We start from the raw sequence: 21,804 nt of genomic DNA on the forward strand, positions 1-21,804 counted from the left end.
GTCTACCGGGTCCGCTGTTCTCAAAGCGACCATTATAGAACGTCCGGAAGCTCCCAAGAATGCGAATCTACGGCGAAAATGATATCGGCCCGTCTTGCGCAGGAGGTATGTCTGGCGAGTCATCGCGCGACCCCCTTCCAAGGTGCGGACCGATCGTGGCCAAGCTCCGCTAGAAATATGTGGGATGCTGTGTGTAACGCTATAGGTGAGGGAATCCGCATTGCCGCCTCCGAATGGCGGCTTTCTGCGGGTTTCGGAGAGGACTGGAGCGGGTAGCGGGAATCGAACCCGCCTAGCTAGCTTGGAAGGCTAGAGCATTACCACTATGCTATACCCGCTTCGCCAAGGTGCGCGCGATTGCCAGTTTGGGGCGGGGTCGTCAAGCGGAACACGCAGCGGCGATTGAGAACATCGTGGCAACATGCTAGGAATCGGCGTGTGAGCGAGACCGGCGACAGCGAAGCGGACGGCGGCGAGGTGCCGGTTCGCAAAATCATCCATGTCGACATGGACGCCTTTTACGCCTCGGTCGAGCAGCGCGACGACCCGGCGCTGCGCGGCAAACCCGTCGCGGTTGGCGGGTCTTCACGGCGCGGGGTGGTCGCCGCCGCATCCTATGAAGCGCGCAAATTCGGCGTCCGGTCGGCGATGCCGAGCATCACCGCGAAGCGCCAGTGTCCCGAGCTGATTTTCGTGCCGCCGCGGTTCGACGCCTATCGCGCGATATCGCATCAGATCCGCGCAATCTTTCACGACTACGCCGACGATGTCGAACCGCTGTCGCTCGACGAAGCCTATCTCGACGTGACGCGCGACAAGGCGGAACTGGGCAGCGCGACGGCGACCGCGCGGCTGATCCGGCAACGCATCCGCGCCGAAACCGGCCTGACTGCTTCGGCCGGCGTGTCGTACAACAAGTTCATCGCCAAGCTGGCGTCTGATCAGAACAAGCCCGACGGGATGACGGTGATTCCGCCGGGGAAAGGCGCGGCGTTCGTCCAGACGCTGTCGATCCGGCGGTTCCATGGCATCGGCCCCGTGACCGCCGCGAAGATGGAGGGGCTCGGCATCTTTTCGGGCGCCGATCTGGCGGCGCAGGACCGCGCGTGGCTGGCGGCGCATTTCGGCAATAGCGCCGAATGGCTCTATAATCTGGCGCGCGGGGTGGACCATCGCCGCGTCCGGTCGAATCGGCCGCTCAAGTCCCTCGGCGGCGAGCGGACCTTTTTCAACGACCTGGTCAGCGACACCGAAATTCGCGAGGCGCTCGCCCATGTCTGCACCGTGGTATGGGACCGGGCGGCGAAGAAGGGCGCGCGCGGACGGACGGTGACGCTGAAGCTGCGCTATGCCGACTTCCGCACGATCACGCGCGCGAAGTCGGTGGCGGCGCCGATCGCCGACGGGGCGGCGCTGCTCGCGGCGGGGGAGGCGATCCTCGCCCCCTTGCTGCCGGTCGAGCAGGGGATCCGGCTGCTCGGCGTGACGCTGAGCAAGTTCGAGGGCGAAGAAGAGGAGAGCGACACGGCCGCTGCGCCCGCAGATTTGCTGAGCCTGCTCTGATGTAGGTCGCCCCAGCCTTCGCGGGGGCGGCGAGATTATTGGGCCGGTGCGAACACCCGTTCCTTGGTCGCGGTGAAGCGGATTGACGGGTTGCGCTGCGTCACATAGCCGACTTCCCACGCATCCTTGGCCATGAAGACCGGAGCGCCGTCACGGTCGGTGGCGGCGGCGCCGCGATTGTCGGCCTGGAACTGCTTGAGCGCGGCGGCGTCATCGCTGGCGATCCAGCGCGCGGTATCCCACGGGCTGGCCTCGAGTTTTGCCTCGACCTTATATTCGGCCTCGAGCCGACTGATCAGCACGTCGAGCTGGAGCTGGCCGACGACGCCGACGATCATGTTGGCGCCGATCTCCGGATAGAAGACCTGGATGATCCCTTCTTCGGCCATGTCGTCGAGCGCCTTGCGGAGCTGTTTGGTCTTGGTCGGATCGACGAGCGCGACGCGGCGCAGGATTTCGGGAGCGAAGTTCGGCAGGCCGGTGATCATCACGTCGCTGCGCTCGGAAAGGGTGTCGCCGACGCGCAGCGTCCCGTGGTTGGGGATGCCGATGATGTCGCCGGGCCAGGCTTCTTCGGCCATTTCGCGGTCCTGCGCGAGGAAGAGCATCGGGCGGCTGATCGCGATGGCCTTGCCGGTGCCGCCCTGCGTCAGCCGCATCCCGCGTTCGAACTTGCCCGAACACAGGCGCATGAAGGCGATGCGGTCGCGGTGCGCGGGGTTCATATTCGCTTGCACCTTGAAGACGAAGCCGGTGACGGCATCGTCGTCGGGCCGTACCGGCGCGGGTTCGGCAGGCTGCGGCTGCGGCCCCGGCGCATGCGCCGCGAGCCCGGCGAGCAGATCGACGACGCCGAATTCCTTGAGCGCGGAGCCGAAATAGACGGGGGTGAGGTCGCCGTTCCGATAGGCGTCGACGTCGAAGGACGCATAGCCCGCGGAGGCGAGCTCGATTTCTTCGTTGAACTGATCGAGCGCACGCGAATCGACCGCCGCCGCGAGCTTCGGATCGTCATGGCCGGTGAGCGCGATCCGTTCGCCCTCGAACGCCCGCGAGGCTTCCTTGCCGGGGACCGCGAGCGACGGTTCGACCAGATCATAGAGGCCCGAGAAGGTGCCACCCATCCCGACCGGCCAGTTCATGGGACAGACGTCGAGCGCCAGCCGGTCGGCGACCTCGTCGAGCAGTTCGAAGGGCGACTGGCCTTCGCGATCGACCTTGTTGATGAAGGTGATGATCGGCACCGAGCGCAGGCGGCACACCTCGAACAGCTTGAGCGTCTGCGGTTCGATCCCCTTGGCGGCGTCGATCACCATCACCGCGCTGTCGACCGCGGTGAGCGTGCGATAGGTGTCCTCGCTGAAATCCTCGTGTCCCGGCGTGTCGAGCAGGTTGAAGACAAGGCCCTGATGTTCGAAGGTCATCACCGACGAGGTCACCGAAATGCCGCGCTGTTGTTCGATCTTCATCCAGTCGGAGCGGGCGCGCCGCGCCTGTCCGCGTGCCTTGACCTCGCCCGCCATATGGATGGCGCCGCCCGCAACGAGCAGCTTTTCGGTCAGCGTCGTCTTGCCCGCGTCGGGGTGCGAGATGATGGCGAAGGTGCGGCGGTCGGGGTGGTTCTGGGACATGGCGCCGGGCGCCTAGCAGGTGGCGGCGTCAGTGGAAAGGGCTGACGCAGCATCGTGTCTTCGCGCAGCGGCGGCGCAGCGGCCCCGCTCGTCGCGTTCGGGAATGACGATCAGGCGTCGGTGAGGTCGAGCAGCGTCCGCGCGTCGAGGCCGATGCGGCGCATCTGCTCGGCGACCGGCGGCCAGACGTTGGTCAGGAAATCTTCGCGCATCAGCGTGCGCAGGCGATCGGTCGCACCCTCGGCGACGAACATGCCGACCCCGCGCTTCACCGTGACCAGACCTTCGTCCTGAAAGGTCTGATAGGCTTTGGCGACGGTCAGCGGGTTGGCGCCTTCCTCGGCAGCGAGCGACCGGACCGACGGGAGCATGTCGCCATCGCGAAAGGTGCCGTCGAGAATCGCATTGGCGATCACGTCACGAAGCCGTTGATAAACGGGTTTGGTCTGATCGAGCATGCCGCCTTAATGCCATAAGACAGCAGCACAGTCAATTGAAGAAAATTAGTTTCTACTGATATTAGGCGACACTAAATGTCCCAAGCACTGACGATTTCGTCATAATCTGGACGCGGGCGTTCCGACAGGTCGGCGCCGGGGGTGCCGATAAAGAAATAGCCGACGATCGCGTCGCCTTCGCGCAGCCCGAACGCGGCGCCGACGTTCGGGCTGAACGCCGCCCAGCCGGTGAGCCAGCTGCCGACATAGCCGTGGGCGTGCGCGGCGTGGAGCAGGTTCATGCCGACTGCTCCCGCCGACATCTGCTGTTCCCACAGCGGGATCTTGCTGCCCGCGACGGGCGCCGAGACGAGGAGCAGCAGCGTCGGCGCCTGCTGCGCAAACTGGTCGAGCGCAGAGAGATCCATGCCGGCCGCGCCAGGATTTTCGGCAACCCATGCCTGCTTGAGCAGCGCGGCAAAGGCATCGCGCTGTTCGGGCGCGATCGTGATGATGCGCCAGGGGGCGAGCTTGCCATGATCGGGCGTGCGCAGCGCGAGTTCGATGATCGCGCGCAATTCGTCCGCGTCGGGCCCGGGGGCGACCATGTCGCGAGCTTTGCCCGAGCGGCGCGTGGCGAGGTGGCTTTTCAGCGAAGAGGTGTCGTTGAACATCGCGCGCCATGTGGCGTCTCGCCCGCATCCGCGCAACCCCGCCGCGCCGGGCGCTTTGGTTTCATGCGCAATTAGATTCTTCCCATACGCAATTTTCGCGCTAGGTTGCCCCATTCGCGCGGCAGAAGTCCGCGGCAAAACCATCCGGGAAAAGGGACGCATATAGATGAAAGATATGGCCTTATGGGACGAGGGGGACTGGATCGCGGTTATTGCGCTGGTCATCCTGGGGGTCTTTTTGAGCATCGGCGCTTTGGTCGCCGCCAGCAAGAAACCTGAATTCGCCGGCCATCCCAAGGGCCTCTACATGCTGTTCTTTGCCGAGATGTGGGAACGCTTCTCCTACTACGGCATGCGCGCGCTGCTGATCTTCTACCTGACGCAGCACTGGCTGTTTTCGGACGGCAAATCGAACCTGATCTACGGCGCCTATACCGCGCTCGTCTATATCACCCCCGTGCTCGGCGGCTATCTCGCCGACCGCTATCTGGGGCAGCGCAAGGCGGTGCTGTTCGGCGGTGTGCTCCTCGCGTTCGGCCATTTGTTCATGGCCTTCGAGGGCGATCACGGCATCACCGATGCCGCGACGAAGCAGGCCGATCCAGCGATCAACATCTTCTGGCTCGCGCTCGCGCTCATCATCGTCGGCTCGGGCTTCCTCAAGGCCAATATCTCGGTGATGGTCGGCCAGCTCTATCGCCTGACCGACATGCGCCGCGACGCGGCCTACACCATCTTCTACATGGGCATTAACGTCGGCGCGGCGCTCGGCACGATCCTCGTCGGCTATCTCGGCCAGAAGATCGGCTGGGCCTATGGCTTCGGCCTTGCCGGCATCGGCATGGTCGCCGGCCTGATCGTCTTCGTGCTCGGCAAGAATGTCCTGCTCGGCGCCGGCGAGGCACCCGCACCGCTCGCGAAATCCAAGGAGTGGAGCATCTATGGCGTCGGCCTTGTCGCCGTCGGCGTGATGTGGGCGCTCGTCCAGTATCAGGATGTGATCCAGACGTTGCTCGTCATTTCGGGCCTCGGTCTGCTCGGCTGGGTGCTGTTCCAGGCCTTCAAGCTCGAGAAGGAACCGCGCGAACGCATTTTCGCCATTCTGTTCCTGATCGCGCTCAACCCGCTGTTCTGGGGTCTGTTCGAACAGGCCGGCGGCAGCTTCAACCTCTACACCGACCGCTATGTCGACAAGGGCGGCGTGCCCGCGTCGGTGTTCCAGTCGATCAACCCCATCTACATCATCCTCTTCGCGCCGGTCTTTGCGGCGCTGTGGCAGTGGCTGGGCAAGCGCGGGCTCGAACCCTCGGCGCCGGCGAAATTCGCGCTGGCGCTCGCGCAGGTCGGGGCGGGCTTCCTCGTCTTCGTGTGGGGCGCGAGCAGCGTCGGACCCGAGGTCGCGACGCCCGTCCTCTTCGTCTTCCTGCTCTATCTTCTCCACACGACCGGCGAGCTGTGCCTGTCGCCGGTGGGGCTGAGCGCGATGAATCGCCTCGCGCCGTCGTTCATGGCGTCGCTCATCATGGGCGCCTGGTTCTACATGACCGCGGTCGGCAATTTCGTCGCCGGCAAGATCGGGGAAGCGACCGGCGGCGAAAGCGGCGACATGACCAAGGAGGCGACGCTCGCCATCTATCAGGAAATCGGCCTCATCACGATCGGCGTCAGCGTCGTCGTGCTGGCGCTGTCGCCTATCGTGAAGAAGTGGATGCACCTCGACACGCTGCGCGACCGCGACGACAGCGTTGCCGGAGCTGGCGAACTTGCCGAACCGCAAGCGGCGGGGACGCATCCCGAACCGAAGGGGGCATAAGCATATGATCAGGGGCGTGAAGGGCAGTCTGCTGGCTGCCGTTTCGCTGGCGTTCGCGGGTTGCGCGGCGTCGGGCACCTCGGCGCAGTCGGCGGGCGACAAGCCGGCCGCGAGCGCCGAAAAGCCTGTGAAGTTCAACAAGGATCCTTATCCGTCGACCTATCACGCCTATGCAGGCCGCCCGACGGCGGTGCGCGGCGTGACGATCTTCGACGGCGAAGGCGGACGCATCGACAATGGCGTCGCGCTGTTTGCCGACGGCAAGGTGGTGAGCATCGGCGGCCCCGATACGGCGATCCCCGCGGGCTATGACGTCGTCGACGGCACCGGCAAATATCTCACCCCCGGCGTGATCGACATCCACAGCCACCTCGGCGTCTATCCGAGCCCGTCGGTCGATGCGCATTCGGACGGGAACGAGGCGACCAGCCCGACGACGCCCGAAGTCTGGGCCGAACATAGCGTCTGGCCGCAGGATCCGGGTTTCAGCCGCGCGCTCGCCAATGGCGGGGTGACGAGCCTCCAGATTCTGCCGGGCAGCGCCAATCTGATCGGCGGCCGCTCGGTCGTGCTCAAAAATGTTCCGGCGCGCACGGTGCAGGGGATGAAATTCCCCGGTGCCCCCTATGGCATGAAGATGGCGTGCGGCGAGAATCCGAAGCGCGTCTATGGCAGCAAGGGGCGCATGCCCTCGACCCGCATGGGCAATTTCGCGGTCGATCGCGCGACCTGGGCCAAGGCCGCAGCCTATAAGAAGAAGCTCGACGAAGGAAAGCCGGTCGATCGCGATCTCGCGATGGAAACGCTCGCGGGCGTGCTGTCGGGCGAAATCCTGGTGCAGAACCATTGCTACCGCGCCGATGAAATGGCGCAGGTCATCGATATGAGCCACGAGTTCGGATATAAGGTTTCGGCTTTTCACCATGCGGTCGAAGCCTACAAGATCGCCGACGTGCTCGCGAAGGAAGGCATTTGTGCCGCCATCTGGGCCGACTGGTGGGGCTTCAAGATGGAAGCTTATGACTCGGTGCCCGAAAATATCGCGCTCGTTTACAAGGCGGGCGCCTGCACGATCGTTCATTCGGACGACGAGAACCAGATTCAGCGCCTGAATCAGGAAGCGGCGAAGGGGCTTGCCGCGGGGCGGCGCATGGGGATGCAGATCAGCGACGAACAGGCATGGACCTGGCTGTCGTACAATCCCGCCAAGGCGCTGGGCATCGCCGACAAGACCGGCAGTCTGAAGCCGGGCAAGATGGCCGACGTCGTGCTGTGGAACGGCAACCCGTTCAGCGTCTATACGCGGCCCGAAAAGGTCTGGATCGACGGCGCGCTGATGTTTGACGCGACTGACCCCAAACGTCGACCGGTGAGCGATTTCGAGCTGGGTCAGCCCGGCGAGGGAGATGTGAAATGATGCGCGCGCTTCTGCTTTCCGCCGCCGCGCTGATCGCGGCCCCGGTCGCGGCACAGGATGTTGCGATCACCAACGCGCGGCTCGTCATCGGCGACGGCAGCGCCCCGATCGAGGGCGGCACCGTCGTCGTGCGCGGCGGCAAGGTCGTCGCCGCGGGCGCGGGCGTCGCGGTCCCTGCGGGGATCGAGCGCGTCGATGCCGGCGGCCATTGGGTAACGCCCGGCATCGTCGCGGCGTTCAGCCGCGTCGGACTGGTCGAGGTCGATGCCGTGCAGGGCAGCAACGACCGTTCGGCTCGCCGTTCGCGCTTTTCGGCCGGTATCGACATCGCGCCCGCGCTCAACCCGATGGGCTCGCCCGTCGCGGTCAACCGCGCCGCCGGCGTCACCCGCGCGATCGTCGCGCCGGGCGACAGCAGCGGGCTGTTCGCCGGCCAGGGGGCGGTCGTCGATCTGGGCGACGACAATGACATGGTGACGCGCCCGCGCGCGCTGCAATTCATCGAATTCGGTGAAGGCGGATCATCGAACGCGGGGGGAAGCCGCGCGGCGACCTTCCTGATGTTCCGCGAACAATTGCTCGCGGCGCGCAGCTATGCCCGCAATCCCGCGACGCTTGCCGAATGGGGCAGCGACGCGCTGATCCAGCGCGCCGACGCCGACGCACTGGTTCGCGTGATCAACGGCACGACCCCGCTGTTCGTGCGCGTCGATCGCGCCGCCGACATATTGAACGTGCTGAAGCTCAAGGGCGAATTTCCGGCGCTGAAGCTGGTGCTCGTCGGCGCGACCGAGGGCTGGCTTGTCGCTCGGGACATCGCAGCGGCGAAGGTGCCGGTGCTGGTCTCGCCGTTGAGTGATCTGCCCGCAAGTTTCGAACGGCTGGGCGCGACGCAATCGAACGCCGGGCGGCTCGAAGCCGCGGGCGTCGATGTTTCGGTCGGCGTGTTCGACGACGATGACGCGCACAAGATGGGATATACCACGCAATATGCCGGCAATCTGGTCGCGCTGACCAAGCTGCCGGGCGCCAGCGGGCTGAACTGGGATCAGGCGTTCGCCGCGATCACCAGCGCCCCCGCGCGCGCCGTCGGCATGGACGGCACGATCGGATCGCTGCGCGCCGGGCGCGTCGGCGATGTCGTGATCTGGGACAATGACCCGCTTGAACTCGGCAGCCGGCCGACTGCGGTGTGGATCGACGGCAAGCGCCAATCGCTCGTGACGCGACAAGACCGCTTGCGCGATCGCTATGCGACGCCGCAAGAAGGCGCATTGCCCAAGGCCTATGACCGGTAAGCGCCAGACAGACTGAGCGCGCCACGAGATGAAGGAGGCGAGCCGATGAACCCGATGTCGTTGTTGATCGCAACCGCGGTGCTGTTTGTCGGCTCGCACCTCCTCCTGTCGCACCCGCTGCGCGACGGGCTGGCAAGTCGGCTCGGCGAACGGGGGTTCCAGATCGTCTATTCGATCGTCGCCTTCGCTACGTTCATTCCGCTCGTCCAGGCGTGGCGCGCGATGCCGCCCGAACCGCCGCTGTGGACGGTCGACGATCCATTGTGGGCGCTGGCGACGCTGATCGTGCTCTTTGCGAGCATCCTGTTCATGGGGTCATTGATCGGCAATCCGGCGCTGCCGTCGCCCAAGGCGGCGTTCGCCGCCCAGGGGGCGCCTCGCGGGGTTTTCGCGATTACCCGTCATCCGATGATGTGGGGCTTTGCGCTGTGGGCGTTCGCCCACGCGCTCGTCATGCCGACGGGCGCGCAGTTGCTGCTGTCGGCGACGATCGCCTTCCTCGCGCTCGTCGGATCGGCGGGGCAGGACGCCAAGAAGGCGCGGTTGATGGGCGATGCGTGGCGCCACTGGGCGGCGCGGACGAGCTTCGTGCCGTTCGGGCGCCAGGTTGCGGGGGCGGCGCCGTGGGGCGATGCGATCCCGCGCGGCCATGCGCTGTTCGGCGGCATCCTGCTGTGGCTCGCGGCGACCTGGGGGCATGGCGCGCTTGGCTATATGGCCGCGGGCATCTGGCGCTGGATCGGCTGATCGCCATGAATGACGAAGCCCGGATCGCGGACATGGCGCTGCGCCTGCTCGGGCGCGCGTTCGACGAACTCGACGAACAGGAACAGCGCGTCATCTGCGCCATCGCCGAACGCGCACCGACCAGCCGCAACGCGGGCGAGATCGACGATGAAGAAGCGAGCTTCGGCGACCGGCTGGCCGACCGGGTGGCGGCCGTTGGCGGTTCGTGGGGTTTCATCATCGCCTTCGGCGTCGTGCTCGTCGCGTGGATGCTGCTCAATTCGAGCGTCCTCGCGCGGGCGGGGCTCGTCTTCGATCCCTATCCCTATATCTTCCTCAACCTGATGCTCTCGATGCTCGCGGCGATCCAGGCGCCGGTGATCATGATGAGCCAGAACCGGCAGGCGGCGAAGGACCGGCTGTCGGCCCGGCTCGACTATGAAATCAACCTGCGCGCCGAACTGGAAATCATGCGCCTGCACGAAAAAATCGACCGTATGCGCATCGCCGAACTGGTCGAGAAGGTCGAAGATTTGAGCCAACGGCTGGATCGGAGCGAGTAGGGGACGGCGGCTTTGGGGTGGGAAGCGGACATTCTTTTAGGGAGCCAACGGCTCTTTGGTTAAGCTTCTGCGTAGCCTTGCGCGAGCATCAAACCGTCGCGCCGGATCTCAACGTTGAAATGGCCCTCCCGCGTCGTGTGACGCGGCGACAGGCGAACAGTCGCGCCAGCAAGCTCATGGTCGCCGAGTATGATGCCTTCGGTTCCATTAGCGCCGTCGCAGCCGAACCGGAAGGGTTCGGGGGTTCCACGGCCAACGCCATCGGCGCTCACCCATCCCCATCCGTAGGTCGGTGTTACGTGGCGAAGGTGTCCAATCATCGTTCGATAATGCAGTAATCGCAAAACGTCCGCAATCGGTCGTTAGCGGACGTTGCTTCAGAACGTCGCCCCCGCGCAGGCGGGGGCCGCAATAGGCCTTTTCTCTGCGGCGCTGCATAAACCGACAGCGGCCCCCGCCTTCGCGGGGGGCGACGGGACTCGTTCCGGCCGAAACCCGAACCCTAAAGCCGCACCATCCGCATTCCCTGTTCGCCGTAGCGCGGGCCGCTGGTGCTGCCCTTCGGCGCGGCGGCGTCGATCGCCGCAATATCGTCGGCGCTGAGGGTCAGGTCGGCGGCGGCCATGCTGTCTTCCATCGTGGCGCGGCGCTTGGTGCCGGGAATGGGGACGATGTCGTCGCCCTGCGCGAGCAGCCACGCGAGTGCGACCTGCGCCTTCGACACGCCGTGCCGGTCGGCGACTGCGCCGATCGCATCGACGATGCGCAGGTTGGCGGGCAGATTTTCCTCCGAATAGCGCGGGTCGTTGCGGCGCCAGTCATGCTCGGGCAGCTCGTCGCGGCTGCGCACCGCGCCCGCAAGGAACCCGCGGCCGAGCGGCGAATAGGGGACGAAGCCGATGCCGAATTCGCGGCAGACCGGCAGGATTTCATCCTCCACGTCGCGCTCCCAGATCGAATATTCGCTCTGCAAGGCGGTGATCGGCGCGGCCTTGGCGGCGCGGCGCAGCGTCTCGGGACCGGCTTCGGATAGCGCGATGTGGCGCACCTTGCCTTCCTTGACCAGCTCCATCATCCCGCCGACGGTTTCCTCGATCGGCACCGAGGGGTCGACGCGGTGCTGGTAGAAGAGATCGATCGTCTCGATACCGAGGCGCTGGAGCGAGCCTTCGCAGGCGCGCCGCGCGTTGTCGGGGCTGCCGTCCACGCCGACGATCTGCTTGCCGTCGAAGCGGAAGCCGAACTTGGTCGCGATGACAAGACCGTCGCGCTTGCCCTTGATGGCTTCGCCGAGCAGTTCCTCATTGGTGAACGGGCCATAGATTTGCGCGGTGTCGAAGAAGGTGACACCCATGTCGATCGCGCGGTGGATCGTTCGCGTCGCCTCGTCCATATCGGCGGCTTCGCCATAGAGGATATTGCCGCCCTTGATCATCGGCATACAGCCGACGCCGATCGCCGAGACTTCGAGGCCGTGGCCGAGCTTGCGATATTTCATGCTGCTTCTCCTTCTGGTTCGTCGCGAACGCCGTCGGCGGCATATTTGGTCGCGGCGACGTCGGCGATAACATTGCCCAATGTCCGGAATATGTCGGGAAAGGTCTCGACCGCGACGAGCAGCCCCAGCGGCGCGACGGGCACCCCCATCGACACCGCGATCGGCGCAATCGAGGTCACATAGCTGATCGATCCGGGCAGGCTGACCGAACTCAGCGCCGCGGCCATCGCGACGGCAAGGCCGACCGCCATCGTCCAGGGCGACAGCGTCAGGCCGAACAGCCAGGCGATATAGACGACCACCGCCAGGTTCATCGCCGGGCTGGTGAAGCGGAAAAGCGCGACCGCAAGTGGAAGCACGATATCGGCCTTTTTGGGATCGACACCCAGATCCTCGGTCGCGCGGAGCATCGCGGGCAGGCTGGCGAGCGAGCTTTGCGTCGACAGCGCGACCGCGAGTGTCGGCACCATCGCCCGGACGAAGCGCGCCGGCGCGACGCCGACGACCAGCCAGGCGAGCGCGAGGCCAAGCAGGATACAGCAGACGCCAACGCCGGAGACGATCAGCACATAGTGGAGGAGACCGCCGAACGCCGCGAGCCCGGCCTTGATCGCCAGCGCATAGCCGAGCGCGAACACCCCGATCGGGGCGAGCGCGAGCACCCAGCCGATGACGACGAGCATCGTGTCGCCCAATGCCTTGAACAGTCCCGACAGGCTGGCGCGTGCGTCGGGGGCGATGCGCGTCATTGCGAAAGCGAAGATGGTGGTAAAGACGATCAGCGGCAGGACCGTCGTCTCCGCCGCCGCGGCGATCGGGTTGGCGGGGATCAGGCCGAGGATGAAATCCGAAAATGTCGGGGAGGGCGGCGCTTCGGTCGCGCCGCCGAGCCCGCCGCGCAGCGCCGCCGCGGCGCCCTGCGACAGCGGAAACAGGCGGAGCAACAGCGGCGTGACGAGCAGCGACATCAGGCCGGTGAGGAAGATCGACACCATGAAGATGCCGACCGACCGCGCCGCAAGCGTTCCCGCGCGCGCGGCGTCGGCGGTCGCAGTGATGCCGGTGATAAGCAGCGCGACGATCAGCGGGATGATCGTCATCGTCAGCGCCTTCAGCCACAACAGACCGACGGTTTCGACATAGGGAAGCGACGCGGTGCCCGCCGCCGGGGCGGCCATGTCGAGCAGGATGCCGAGCAGCATGCCTGCAATCAGCGATGACAGGATGATCCATGCCGATTTCAAGTTCAAAACCTCCGGCCTGCTTGCCAAGCAAATATGGGTGACTTAGTGCCGTCCGGACTGCCGGGGTGGGCGAGCGTGAACCCCGAGGATTAGGAAGCGGAGACGGCATGCGCAAGTTTTTCGGAACCGACGGGATCCGGGGCCTGACCAACAAGGTGCCGATGACCGCCGAAGTGGCGATGCGCGTCGGCATGGCGGCGGGCGCGCATTTCCTGCGCGGCGGGCACAAACATCGCGTCGTGATCGGCAAGGATACGCGCTTGTCGGGCTATATGCTCGAAAATGCGCTGGTCGCGGGGTTCACCAGCGTTGGCATGGACGTGGTGCAGGTCGGCCCGATGCCGACGCCTGCAGTGGCGATGCTGACGCAGTCGATGCGCGCCGATCTGGGCGTGATGATCTCCGCCAGCCACAATCCCTTTCACGACAATGGAATCAAGCTGTTCGGTCCCGATGGCTACAAGCTGTCCGATGCCGACGAAATGCAGATCGAGGCGTTGCTCGAAGCGGCGCCGGCGCTTGCCGAACCCGCGCATATCGGGCGCGCCAAACGGATTGAAGACGCGCGCGGGCGCTATATTCACGCGGTAAAGCAGAGCCTACCCGGCTCGGTGCGCCTCGACGGGCTGAAGCTGGTACTCGATTGCGCCAATGGCGCCGCCTACAACAGCGCGCCGACCGTATTCTGGGAACTGGGCGCCGACGTGATCGCGATCGGCGTCGAACCCAATGGCACCAACATCAACGACCGTTGCGGATCGACCGCGCCGGCGCTGCTTCAGGAAACGGTGGTGGCGAGCGGCGCCGACATCGGCGTGGCGCTCGACGGCGACGCCGACCGGCTGATCGTCGTCGACGAAAAGGGCAGCATCGTCGACGGCGACCAGATCATGGCGCTGATCGGGGCGAGCTGGGCGCGGCAGGGACGGCTGAAAGGCGGCGGCGTCGTCGCGACGGTGATGTCGAACCTTGGCCTCGAACGCTTTCTGGAGGGCGAGGGGCTGCGGCTCGAGCGGACCAAGGTCGGCGACCGTTATGTCCTCGAACGCATGAAGGCGGGCGGTTTCAACGTCGGCGGCGAGCAGTCGGGGCACATGATCCTGTCCGATCATGCGACGACGGGCGACGGGACGCTCGCCGCGCTTCAATTGCTTGCCGAACTCGTCCGCGCCGGACGACCGGCGAGCGAACTGCTCCACCAATTCGACCCGGTCCCGCAGCTTTTGAAGAATGTGCGCTTCGCCGGCGGCAAACCGCTCGACGCCCCGGCGGTGCAGGCGGCGATCGCCGAGGGCGAAACCATGCTCGACGGCCGCGGCCGCCTTGTCATCCGGGCCTCGGGCACCGAACCCGTCATCCGCGTCATGGCCGAAGGCGACGATGCGGGCGAGGTTGAACAGGTCGTCGACATGATCTGCGACGCGGTGCGCGCGGCGGCGGCGAATTGAGAACCGAATAGTCTCATCCCCGTTCGTGCCGAGCTTGTCGAAGCACCATTCTCTTCTCTATGAGCGGAGCAGGAGAAGGGCCCCCTTTCGACAAGCTTGGGGCGAACGGTTTTTAAGGAATATATTCATGCTTGAAATGCGACCCGATTGCGAACGCTGCGGCCGCGATTTGCCCGCGGACATCCACGGCGCCTTCATCTGCTCGTTCGAATGCACCTTTTGCGCGACCTGCGCCGACAAGCTCGACGAACGCTGCCCCAATTGCGGCGGCGACCTGCTCGACCGTCCGCTGCGCGAAGGCGCCGCGCTGGCGAAATTCCCCGCTTCGACGGAGCGAAAGTTCAAGCGTTGACCGCACGCGTTCTGATTATCGCCGGCTCCGATAGCGGCGGCGGTGCGGGCATTCAGGCGGATATCAAGACCGTCACCATGCTCGGCGGCCATGCGATGACCGCGATCACGGCGATTACGGCGCAAAATACGATGGGCGTCCAGGGCGTCCACGCGGTCCCGGCCGAGGCGGTGCTGATGCAGATCGACAGCGTCGTCGCCGACATCGGCGTCGACGCGGTGAAGATCGGCATGATCGGCAGCGCGGCAACCGCAGCGGCGGTCGCCGAACGGCTTCGCCGGCCCGACATGGCCGGGGCCGCGGTGGTGTTCGACCCGGTCATGGTCGCCACCAGCGGATCGGTGCTCGCGGACGCCGACACGATCCGCGCGTTCGAGACGCTGCTGGACCGGGCGGCGGTGGCGACGCCCAATCTTGGCGAACTGGCGGCGCTCGGCGGCGAGGCGGCGGTGCTGGCGCATGGCTGCGCGCTGCTCGCCAAGGGCGGGCATGGCGAAGGCGACACCGTGGTCGACCGGCTGATCGAAGCCGATGCGGGCGAAGTGGCGCGCTGGGAAGCCCCGCGTATCCCGACGATGAACACCCACGGTACCGGCTGCACGCTTGCCAGCGCGATCGCGACCGGGCTGGCGCAGGGTATGCCGCTCGAGCCCGCGGTGGCGCGCGCACGCGACTTCGTGCGGTTGGCGCTGATGGATGCGCCTGGATTGGGCGAGGGGCATGGCCCGATGGGGCAGCAGGGGGTGCGGAACGACGGGCTGTTTACCGGCCCCGCACTCAACCAGCTCACCTTGCTCGCGACGGATTATGCGGCGTCGGTGGCTTTCTACAAACAGATGGGGCTGACGCAGATCGTCGATAGCGGCGCAAACGGCTATGCCCGCTTCGAGGCGGCGAACGGCGTCACCCTCTCGATTCATGTCGGCGACGGCGACGCGGGCGGAACGACCACCTATCTGGAAAGCGGCGCGCTCGACGCCTGGGTCGCCTATCTCGCGCGGCGCGGGGTGCGCTTCGACCAGATGCCGCGCGACGAGGAATGGGGCTGGCGCGAGGCGCGGTTGACCGATCCCGCGGGCAATCGTCTGTGCCTCTATCAGGCGGGTGAATACCGGCGTTATCCGCCGTGGCGGATATGATCGTCGTCGGCGTCGACGAGGCGGGGCGCGGACCGCTCGCGGGTCCGGTGGTCGCGGCCGCGGTGATCCTGTGCGACGACGGGATCGACGGTCTCGACGACAGCAAGAAATTGAGCGCGAAGCGCCGTGCCGCGCTGGAGGTAGAAATCAAGGCGCGTTGCCGCTGGGGCGTCGGCGAAGCGAGCGTGACCGAGATCGACAGCATCAACATTTTGCAGGCGACTTTCCTTGCGATGACGCGCGCGATCGAGGCGCTGGGGGTCGAGCCCGGCGAGGTGCTGGTCGACGGCAATCGCCTGCCCAGATGGCGCTGGCGCGCGCAGGCGATCGTCGACGGCGATGCGCTGCACCCTTGTATTTCGGCGGCGAGCATCATCGCCAAGGAGCATCGCGACCGCTTTATGGCTGATGCGGCGCGCCGCTTTCCCGGTTTTGGCTGGGAGACGAATATGGGCTATGGCACCGCGCAGCATCTGGCGGCGCTGCGGCAATTGGGGCCGACACCGCTCCACCGCGCGAGCTTTGCGCCGGTCGCACAGCTGACGCTGATCTGACGAACGGGAGAGGGCGATGAGCGGATTTACGGCAGAGCATGTATCCGCGCAGACCGGTCGCCGCTTCCTCGTCACCGGCGCCAATGCCGGCATCGGTTTTGAAGTCGCGCGCATCCTGGCGGCGCGCGGGGCGGCGGTGGTACTTGCCTGCCGGGACGCAGCGCGCGCCGAGGCGGCAATGGCGCGCATCGCGGACGATGTTCCGGGCGCCGACCTGTCCTTCGTGCGGCTCGATCTCGCCGATCTCGATCAGGTTCGCGAGGCGGCGGCCGCGGTACGCGCCGGGCCGCGCATCGACGTCCTCGTCAACAATGCGGGCGTCATGATCCCGCCGCGGTCGCTGACCGCGCAGGGCTTCGAATTGCAGTTCGCGGTCAATCACCTCGGCACCTTTGCCTTTACCGGCTTGATACATGGTCATGTCGACGACCGGATCGTCGTCACGGCCAGCCTGGCGCACAAGAGCGGAACGATCGACTTCAGCGATCTCGATGCCCGGCGCGGCTATCATGGCTGGTCGCGCTATCAGGCGAGCAAGCTCGCCAATCTGTCCTATATGTTCGAGCTCGATCGCCGGCTGGGCGCGGCGGGGCGGGCGACACAGGCGATCGGCGCGCATCCGGGTGTCGCGCTCACCGAGCTGACACGCCATCTGCCGTGGCCGCTGCGGTCGATGACGCCGCTGGCCACGCCGTTTTTCAACAGCGCGGCGCAGGGCGCCTGGCCGACCTTGCAGGCGGCAACGGGCGCCCATGTGCAGGGCGGCGACTATCTGGGACCGCAGGGGTTGGGCGAGATCAGCGGCGCGTCGGGACCCGCGCGCGCGACCAAGGCGGCGCGCGACCCGAAGCTGGGGCGCGAATTGTGGGAGCGTTCGGTCGACCTCACCGGGGTCGATCCGGGAATTTGAACCCGAATGGCACTTGGTTGGGCGCCAAATCGAAAAAAATTCGCCGCTGAGTCCTGACGGCCACACCACCAGTGGTTGAGTCCCCGAGTCGCGCGAGACTCCATATGTCGTGGCAGACTCCTTTCGTTCTCGACGCGTTAACCATTTCGAGAGGCGGAATCCCTAGAATCCTGCGCTTGACGGCGGACTCCGCCGGACTCATCAGGGGCTTCTTTCGGACAAGGGCAGGAGCGAAACATGGGTGTTATGGAACGGGTCAAGGCGCCGGCCGCAAAACAGCGGACGCCGAAAGCGGCCCCGCTCGATCTGCCGCTGGACACCATCCTGCAAGGCGACTGCATCGCCATGATGCGCAGCCTGCCGGCGGCATCGGTCGCCATGATCTTCGCCGACCCGCCCTATAACCTCCAGCTCGGCGGCGATCTGCATCGTCCCGACGGCAGCCAGGTCGACGCCGTCGACGATGATTGGGACAAGTTCGACAGTCTCGCGGCTTATGACCGTTTCACCCATGCGTGGCTCAAGGAAGCGAAGCGCATCCTCAAACCCAATGGCAGCATCTGGGTGATCGGCAGCTATCACAACATCTTCCGCGTCGGCACCGCGCTTCAGGACAATGGCTATTGGATCCTGAACGATATCGTGTGGCGCAAGGCGAACCCGATGCCCAATTTCAAGGGCACGCGCTTTACCAATGCGCACGAGACGCTGATCTGGGCCTCGATGGGCGAAAAGTCGCGCTACACCTTCAATTATCGCGCGATGAAGACGCTCAACGACGAACTTCAGATGCGCTCCGACTGGCTGATCCCCATCTGCGGCGGTCAGGAACGGCTCAAGAAGGGCGGCACGAAAGTGCACCCGACGCAGAAGCCCGAGGCGCTGTTGTATCGCATCCTGCTCGCCTGCTCGAACCCCGGCGACGTGATCCTCGACCCGTTTTTCGGCACTGGAACCACCGGCGCGGTCGCCAAGCGCCTCGGCCGCCGCTTCATCGGCATCGAACGCGAGGACGGCTATATCGAAGCGGCAAAGGAGCGCATCGAAATGGCACTGCCGCTCGACGAAAGCACGGTGCGGACGATGATGGCGCCCAAGGCCGCAACGCGCGTCGCCTTCGGCACGCTGGTCGAATGCGGCATGATTGCACCGGGAACGACGCTCACCGATACGAAGCGCCGCTGGAAGGCGATGGTGCGTGTCGACGGCAGTCTGGAATGCGAGGGGCAACCCGCGGGGTCGATCCACAAGGTCGGCGCGGGCGTGCAGGGCGCGCCGAGCTGCAACGGCTGGACATTTTGGCACGTCGATACGGGCAAGGAATTGCGCGTGATCGACACGGTGCGGCAGGACTGGTTGCTCGCGAACGAGGCATAAGCCTGGTCGTCGCCGCGAAGGCGGGGGCCGTGGGCTAGATCGCACTGCCGCGCCGCGACAAGCCGACTACGGCCCCCGCTTCCGCGGGGGCGAGGGGAAAGGGATTGCATGTTCGTTCCACTCACCAAGCCGGACTTCGGCACGACATGGGAGGATGCGCGCGTTTACCTCTGCCCGACCTGCTTCGTCGATCGGCCGCACGAACTCGACGGCCATTGTCTGCGCCTCGCCGACGCGATGATCTGGTTCGGCGCTTGGCATGTCAGCCTGCGCGACAATGACATAATCCGCTCGGCGGTGGTGCCGGTGGCCGAACTCGACGACTGGATTGCCGCGATGCCCAGCCGGCTCGCCGAGGCAGCGCGCGCGCAGCGGGCCGCGACCCAACGACCGCGCGGCGCGCTCACGCTGGGCGCGCGCACGGTACGGCTCGGCGAGCCGCAGATCATGGGCATCCTCAACGTCACGCCCGACAGCTTTTCCGACGGCGGCAAGACGGTCGACGAGGCAGCGGCGATCGAGGCCGGTTTCGCCATGGCCTCGGCAGGGGCGGCGATCGTCGATGTCGGGGGGGAATCGACCCGGCCCGGCGCGCCGCTGGTCTGGGAAGGCGATGAGGTCAAGCGCGTCGAAAATGTCGTCGCGGCGCTTGCGCGCGGGGGAACCGCGGTGTCGATCGACACGCGCAAGGCGGCGGTCATGGAGGCGGCGCTCGCCGCCGGGGCGACGATCGTCAACGATATTTCGGCGCTGCGCTACGACGACCGTGCGATGGAGGTCGTGGCGCGCGCGGGCTGCGCCGTCGTGCTGATGCACGCGCCGTCGGCAAAGAGCGATCCGCACGAAGGCGGCACCTACGCGCATGTCCTGTTCGATGTTTACGACATGCTCGCCGAGCGTGTCGCGGACTGCATCGCGGCGGGCATCGACCCCGCAAAGATCATCGTCGATCCGGGCATCGGCTTCGGCAAGGGGGTCGCCGACAATCTGGCGCTGATCAATGGCCTTGCGCTCTTCCACACCCTCGGCTGCCCGCTGCTCTTCGGGGCGAGCCGCAAGCGCCTGATCGGGGCACTGGACAACGAAGCCTCTGCAGACCAGCGCCTTGGCGGCACGGTCGCGCTTCATTATCAGGCTGCGACGCAGGGCGCACAGTTGCTGCGGGTGCATGATGTGGCCGAAAACCGGCAGGCGTTGCGGGTGTGGCGCGGGCTGCGGGATGCGGCGCTGACCGCCTGAGTTCCTCCATCGGTCGCGGGAGAGGAAACCCTGCAGCACTGTCATGCGTCCCCTTCCTGAAGGCCCGCTCCGATTGCGGGCTCCGAAGGAGACTTCCATGCAACTTCCCCATGGCGCCCATGTCGCCGTTGCCGACGGCAACCGCTTCGTTCTGTTTCGCAACGATGGCGATGCCGACCTTATCAACCTTGTCGATGCGGCCAGCCCGGAGGTCGACGCCGGAAACCGCGGCGGCGCGAAGCCCGAACCCCGCGACCTTGACGAGCGGGGACACGCCGCTGGCGTCGCCGCGCTTCTCAACAAGCGAATCCTCGACAACGAAATCGAAAAACTGCTCGTGATTGCCGATCCGCACACGCTCGGCGTGATGCGCGGCCATTATCATCGCGAACTGGAAAAGCGGCTGGTCGGCGAACTCGCCAAGACGCTGACCAACGCCGACACGGCGCAGATCGAGCAGGCGATCGGCGCGGCTTAGGCCGCGGTGTCGATCCCCAGATCGCTAAGCTTGCGATACAGCGTCGAGCGCCCGATCCCGAGCCGGCGGGCGACTTCGCTCATGCGGCCGCGGTAATGGCCGATGGCGAGGCGGATGACATCGGCTTCGATATCCTCGAGCGGACGAAGATTGCCGTCGGGGAGGTAGAGGGTGATGCCGATCGCCTCGCCGTTGATCGCGACATTGGCGTCTCCGCTCACGCTGCCGCCCAGGGCGGCTTCGATCGCCTTGAAGTCGGCACTCGTCAGCACGTCGGTCTTGCTTTCGACCGCGGCACGGAAGAGCACGTCCTGCAACTGACGGACATTGCCCGGCCAGGCATAGGCGGCGAGCAGGCGTAGCGCATCGTCGGTGATGCCGATCGGGCCCATGCCGGGCAGGCCGCCGATGCGCGTGAGCAGATGGCGGGCGAGCGGCCCGACATCGCCGCGCCGTTCGGAAAGCGAGGGCAGGGTGAATTGCGCGGTCGACAGCGCGTAGAACAGGTCTTCGCGGAAATGTCCCGCCTCGATCAGCTTGTCGAGCGGGCTGGCGCTCGTTGCGATGATGCGGACGTCGACGGTCTGGCGGATCGAGCCGCCGATCATCTGCACTTCGCCGCCGTTCAGAAATTCGACGAGTTTCGCCTGCGTGTCGAGAGGGATACATTCGACATGGTCGATGATGATGCTGCCGCCATCGGCCTGCACCAGCCGGCCGACCTGCCGGTCGAAGGCGCCGGGAAAGGCGCCGCGTTCGTGGCCGAACAGCCCCGATCCGATAAGCCCCGGCGATACCGCCGAACAATCGACCATCACCAGCGGGCCGCGCGCACGCGGACTGGCGCTGTGGATCGCGCGGGCAAAGACTTCCTTGCCGGTGCCCGGCTTGCCGTTGATCATCACCGGCACGCGCGCGCGCGCGGCCTTGGCGGCAATCGCGAGCGCGCTGCGGAAATTGGGCGACGAACCGATGATTTCTTCGAAGGCGAGCGGCGCGCGCAGCTTTTCGGTGAGCGGGCGCAATTCGCCCTGCGGACCGGTTTGCGACACGATGCGGTCGAGCGCGCCGAGCAGCCGGTCCGGCGCGATCGGCTTTTGCACGAAATCGCTCGCGCCTGCGCGCATCGCGGCAACCGCGACTTCGACGCCGTTGCGCATGGTGATGACGATAAGCGGCAGCGCCGGGCGCCAGCGGCGCAGTTCGGCGATGAATTCGGGGATCGGCACACCCGGCGCGCCCTGATCGACGAGCACGGCGTCGAGCGCCATGCCTTCCTGGGTACCGAGCTTCGCGAGCGCGGTGTCGGTGTCGGCGGCGACGACGCTGCGCCAGCCGCCCCGCGACACCAGCGCCGAAAGGAATCGCTGCTGCGCCGGTTCGCTGTCGACGATCATCACCATTCGCGTGTCGCGCGCGTTCGCCATCGCTTCCCAATTGCCC

21 protein-coding genes and 1 tRNA gene are annotated in these 21,804 nt (G+C 66.0%); 14 read left to right on the top strand and 8 right to left on the bottom strand.

Annotated elements, in window-relative coordinates; genetic code table 11:
• Positions 1 to 264: 264 nt before the first annotated feature.
• Positions 265 to 338 (bottom strand) — tRNA-Gly (locus tag STE01S_RS02810).
• Between the two features lie 100 nt (positions 339 to 438).
• Between STE01S_RS02810 and dinB the strand changes: the two genes are divergently transcribed.
• Complete coding sequence (gene dinB, locus STE01S_RS02815) at positions 439 to 1,563, top strand: DNA polymerase IV (RefSeq protein WP_062764668.1); 1,125 nt, start codon at positions 439 to 441, stop codon at positions 1,561 to 1,563.
• Positions 1,564 to 1,598: 35 nt separating this feature from the next.
• Here dinB and STE01S_RS02820 read toward each other — a convergent pair whose 3' ends face one another.
• The 3 genes from STE01S_RS02820 to STE01S_RS02830 all read right to left on the bottom strand — a co-directional run bounded on the left by STE01S_RS02820 (position 1,599) and on the right by STE01S_RS02830 (position 4,305).
• Complete coding sequence (locus tag STE01S_RS02820) at positions 1,599 to 3,194, bottom strand: peptide chain release factor 3 (RefSeq protein WP_062764671.1); 1,596 nt, start codon at positions 3,192 to 3,194, stop codon at positions 1,599 to 1,601.
• Between the two features lie 110 nt (positions 3,195 to 3,304).
• Positions 3,305 to 3,652 carry a GntR family transcriptional regulator gene (locus STE01S_RS02825; RefSeq protein WP_003043532.1) on the bottom strand — a complete coding sequence of 116 codons (348 nt, stop codon included), beginning with the start codon at positions 3,650 to 3,652 and terminating at the stop codon, positions 3,305 to 3,307.
• Between the two features lie 71 nt (positions 3,653 to 3,723).
• On the bottom strand, positions 3,724 to 4,305 hold the full coding sequence (locus STE01S_RS02830) for a nitroreductase family protein (RefSeq protein WP_062764674.1): 582 nt from the start codon (positions 4,303 to 4,305) through the stop codon (positions 3,724 to 3,726).
• 166 nt (positions 4,306 to 4,471) lie between these two features.
• On the opposite strand from STE01S_RS02830, the gene STE01S_RS02835 reads away from it, so the two are divergent.
• From STE01S_RS02835 to STE01S_RS02855, 5 genes are read left to right on the top strand one after another with little or no spacing between them, the layout of a single operon-like run.
• Positions 4,472 to 6,118: a peptide MFS transporter gene (locus STE01S_RS02835; protein WP_003043526.1), complete on the top strand. Its 1,647-nt coding sequence runs from the start codon at positions 4,472 to 4,474 to the stop codon at positions 6,116 to 6,118.
• 4 nt (positions 6,119 to 6,122) lie between these two features.
• Positions 6,123 to 7,535 carry an amidohydrolase gene (locus STE01S_RS02840; protein WP_003043523.1) on the top strand — a complete coding sequence of 471 codons (1,413 nt, stop codon included), beginning with the start codon at positions 6,123 to 6,125 and terminating at the stop codon, positions 7,533 to 7,535.
• The gene (locus STE01S_RS02845) at positions 7,532 to 8,833 is read left to right on the top strand and encodes an amidohydrolase family protein (RefSeq protein WP_174531822.1); all 1,302 of its coding nucleotides are present in this window, start codon (positions 7,532 to 7,534) and stop codon (positions 8,831 to 8,833) included. The genes STE01S_RS02840 and STE01S_RS02845 overlap by 4 nt, the downstream gene beginning before the upstream one ends.
• A gap of 45 nt (positions 8,834 to 8,878) precedes the next feature.
• Entirely contained in the window at positions 8,879 to 9,580 is a 702-nt protein-coding gene (locus tag STE01S_RS02850) for an NnrU family protein (protein WP_058811595.1), read from the top strand.
• 5 nt (positions 9,581 to 9,585) lie between these two features.
• Complete coding sequence (locus tag STE01S_RS02855) at positions 9,586 to 10,122, top strand: DUF1003 domain-containing protein (protein WP_062764677.1); 537 nt, start codon at positions 9,586 to 9,588, stop codon at positions 10,120 to 10,122.
• A 59-nt stretch (positions 10,123 to 10,181) separates the two neighbouring features.
• Here the strand turns inward: STE01S_RS02855 and STE01S_RS02860 are convergent, their stop codons facing one another.
• The 3 genes from STE01S_RS02860 to STE01S_RS02870 all read right to left on the bottom strand — a co-directional run bounded on the left by STE01S_RS02860 (position 10,182) and on the right by STE01S_RS02870 (position 12,864).
• Complete coding sequence (locus STE01S_RS02860) at positions 10,182 to 10,394, bottom strand: hypothetical protein (RefSeq protein ID WP_062764680.1); 213 nt, start codon at positions 10,392 to 10,394, stop codon at positions 10,182 to 10,184.
• Between the two features lie 230 nt (positions 10,395 to 10,624).
• Complete coding sequence (locus STE01S_RS02865; protein ID WP_062764683.1) at positions 10,625 to 11,620, bottom strand: aldo/keto reductase; 996 nt, start codon at positions 11,618 to 11,620, stop codon at positions 10,625 to 10,627.
• Entirely contained in the window at positions 11,617 to 12,864 is a 1,248-nt protein-coding gene (locus tag STE01S_RS02870; protein WP_003051177.1) for a dicarboxylate/amino acid:cation symporter, read from the bottom strand. The genes STE01S_RS02865 and STE01S_RS02870 overlap by 4 nt, the downstream gene beginning before the upstream one ends.
• A 107-nt stretch (positions 12,865 to 12,971) precedes the next feature.
• Here STE01S_RS02870 and glmM point away from each other — a divergent pair, with 107 nt between their 5' ends.
• From glmM to STE01S_RS02910, 8 genes are all read left to right on the top strand, one after another.
• Positions 12,972 to 14,312 (top strand): phosphoglucosamine mutase, encoded by a 1,341-nt coding sequence (gene glmM, locus STE01S_RS02875; RefSeq protein ID WP_062764686.1) that lies wholly within the window; start codon positions 12,972 to 12,974, stop codon positions 14,310 to 14,312.
• A 127-nt stretch (positions 14,313 to 14,439) separates the two neighbouring features.
• On the top strand, positions 14,440 to 14,664 hold the full coding sequence (locus tag STE01S_RS02880; protein ID WP_003051183.1) for a DUF1272 domain-containing protein: 225 nt from the start codon (positions 14,440 to 14,442) through the stop codon (positions 14,662 to 14,664).
• Entirely contained in the window at positions 14,661 to 15,803 is a 1,143-nt protein-coding gene (gene thiD, locus STE01S_RS02885; protein WP_062764689.1) for a bifunctional hydroxymethylpyrimidine kinase/phosphomethylpyrimidine kinase, read from the top strand. The genes STE01S_RS02880 and thiD overlap by 4 nt, the downstream gene beginning before the upstream one ends.
• Positions 15,800 to 16,357, top strand: a complete 558-nt coding sequence (locus STE01S_RS02890) for a ribonuclease HII (RefSeq protein WP_062764691.1) — start codon at positions 15,800 to 15,802, stop codon at positions 16,355 to 16,357. Before thiD ends, STE01S_RS02890 begins: the two co-directional genes overlap by 4 nt.
• Positions 16,358 to 16,373: 16 nt before the next feature.
• A complete protein-coding gene (locus STE01S_RS02895) occupies positions 16,374 to 17,267 on the top strand; it encodes an oxidoreductase (protein ID WP_062764694.1) in 894 nt (297 codons plus the stop codon).
• Between the two features lie 237 nt (positions 17,268 to 17,504).
• Entirely contained in the window at positions 17,505 to 18,644 is a 1,140-nt protein-coding gene (locus STE01S_RS02900) for a site-specific DNA-methyltransferase (RefSeq protein ID WP_062764697.1), read from the top strand.
• Between the two features lie 108 nt (positions 18,645 to 18,752).
• Positions 18,753 to 19,883: a dihydropteroate synthase gene (gene folP / locus STE01S_RS02905; RefSeq protein ID WP_062764700.1), complete on the top strand. Its 1,131-nt coding sequence runs from the start codon at positions 18,753 to 18,755 to the stop codon at positions 19,881 to 19,883.
• Between the two features lie 97 nt (positions 19,884 to 19,980).
• A complete protein-coding gene (locus STE01S_RS02910) occupies positions 19,981 to 20,361 on the top strand; it encodes a baeRF12 domain-containing protein (RefSeq protein ID WP_058811748.1) in 381 nt (126 codons plus the stop codon).
• On the opposite strand, the gene STE01S_RS02915 is transcribed toward STE01S_RS02910, so the two are convergent.
• Complete coding sequence (locus STE01S_RS02915) at positions 20,358 to 21,788, bottom strand: sigma-54-dependent transcriptional regulator (protein ID WP_003051207.1); 1,431 nt, start codon at positions 21,786 to 21,788, stop codon at positions 20,358 to 20,360. The genes STE01S_RS02910 and STE01S_RS02915 overlap by 4 nt on opposite strands.
• Positions 21,789 to 21,804: the final 16 nt, after the last annotated feature.

Origin of the sequence: Sphingopyxis terrae subsp. terrae NBRC 15098 (genome assembly GCF_001598815.1) — a bacterium.
In the GTDB taxonomy this organism is placed as follows: Bacteria; Pseudomonadota; Alphaproteobacteria; order Sphingomonadales; family Sphingomonadaceae; genus Sphingopyxis; species Sphingopyxis terrae.

Bases quoted from the DNA above. Each gene is read 5' to 3' on its own strand.
- STE01S_RS02820 (WP_062764671.1), bottom strand. From the start codon at position 3,194: ATGTCCCAGAACCACCCCGACCGCCGCACCTTCGCCATCATCTCGCAC.
- STE01S_RS02825 (WP_003043532.1), bottom strand. From the start codon at position 3,652: ATGCTCGATCAGACCAAACCCGTTTATCAACGGCTTCGTGACGTGATC.
- STE01S_RS02830 (WP_062764674.1), bottom strand. From the start codon at position 4,305: ATGTTCAACGACACCTCTTCGCTGAAAAGCCACCTCGCCACGCGCCGC.
- STE01S_RS02835 (WP_003043526.1), top strand. From the start codon at position 4,472: ATGAAAGATATGGCCTTATGGGACGAGGGGGACTGGATCGCGGTTATT.
- STE01S_RS02840 (WP_003043523.1), top strand. From the start codon at position 6,123: ATGATCAGGGGCGTGAAGGGCAGTCTGCTGGCTGCCGTTTCGCTGGCG.
- STE01S_RS02845 (WP_174531822.1), top strand. From the start codon at position 7,532: ATGATGCGCGCGCTTCTGCTTTCCGCCGCCGCGCTGATCGCGGCCCCG.
- STE01S_RS02850 (WP_058811595.1), top strand. From the start codon at position 8,879: ATGAACCCGATGTCGTTGTTGATCGCAACCGCGGTGCTGTTTGTCGGC.
- STE01S_RS02855 (WP_062764677.1), top strand. From the start codon at position 9,586: ATGAATGACGAAGCCCGGATCGCGGACATGGCGCTGCGCCTGCTCGGG.
- STE01S_RS02865 (WP_062764683.1), bottom strand. From the start codon at position 11,620: ATGAAATATCGCAAGCTCGGCCACGGCCTCGAAGTCTCGGCGATCGGC.
- glmM (WP_062764686.1), top strand. From the start codon at position 12,972: ATGCGCAAGTTTTTCGGAACCGACGGGATCCGGGGCCTGACCAACAAG.
- STE01S_RS02880 (WP_003051183.1), top strand. From the start codon at position 14,440: ATGCTTGAAATGCGACCCGATTGCGAACGCTGCGGCCGCGATTTGCCC.
- STE01S_RS02890 (WP_062764691.1), top strand. From the start codon at position 15,800: ATGATCGTCGTCGGCGTCGACGAGGCGGGGCGCGGACCGCTCGCGGGT.
- STE01S_RS02895 (WP_062764694.1), top strand. From the start codon at position 16,374: ATGAGCGGATTTACGGCAGAGCATGTATCCGCGCAGACCGGTCGCCGC.
- STE01S_RS02900 (WP_062764697.1), top strand. From the start codon at position 17,505: ATGGGTGTTATGGAACGGGTCAAGGCGCCGGCCGCAAAACAGCGGACG.
- folP (WP_062764700.1), top strand. From the start codon at position 18,753: ATGTTCGTTCCACTCACCAAGCCGGACTTCGGCACGACATGGGAGGAT.
- STE01S_RS02910 (WP_058811748.1), top strand. From the start codon at position 19,981: ATGCAACTTCCCCATGGCGCCCATGTCGCCGTTGCCGACGGCAACCGC.
- STE01S_RS02915 (WP_003051207.1), bottom strand. From the start codon at position 21,788: ATGGCGAACGCGCGCGACACGCGAATGGTGATGATCGTCGACAGCGAA.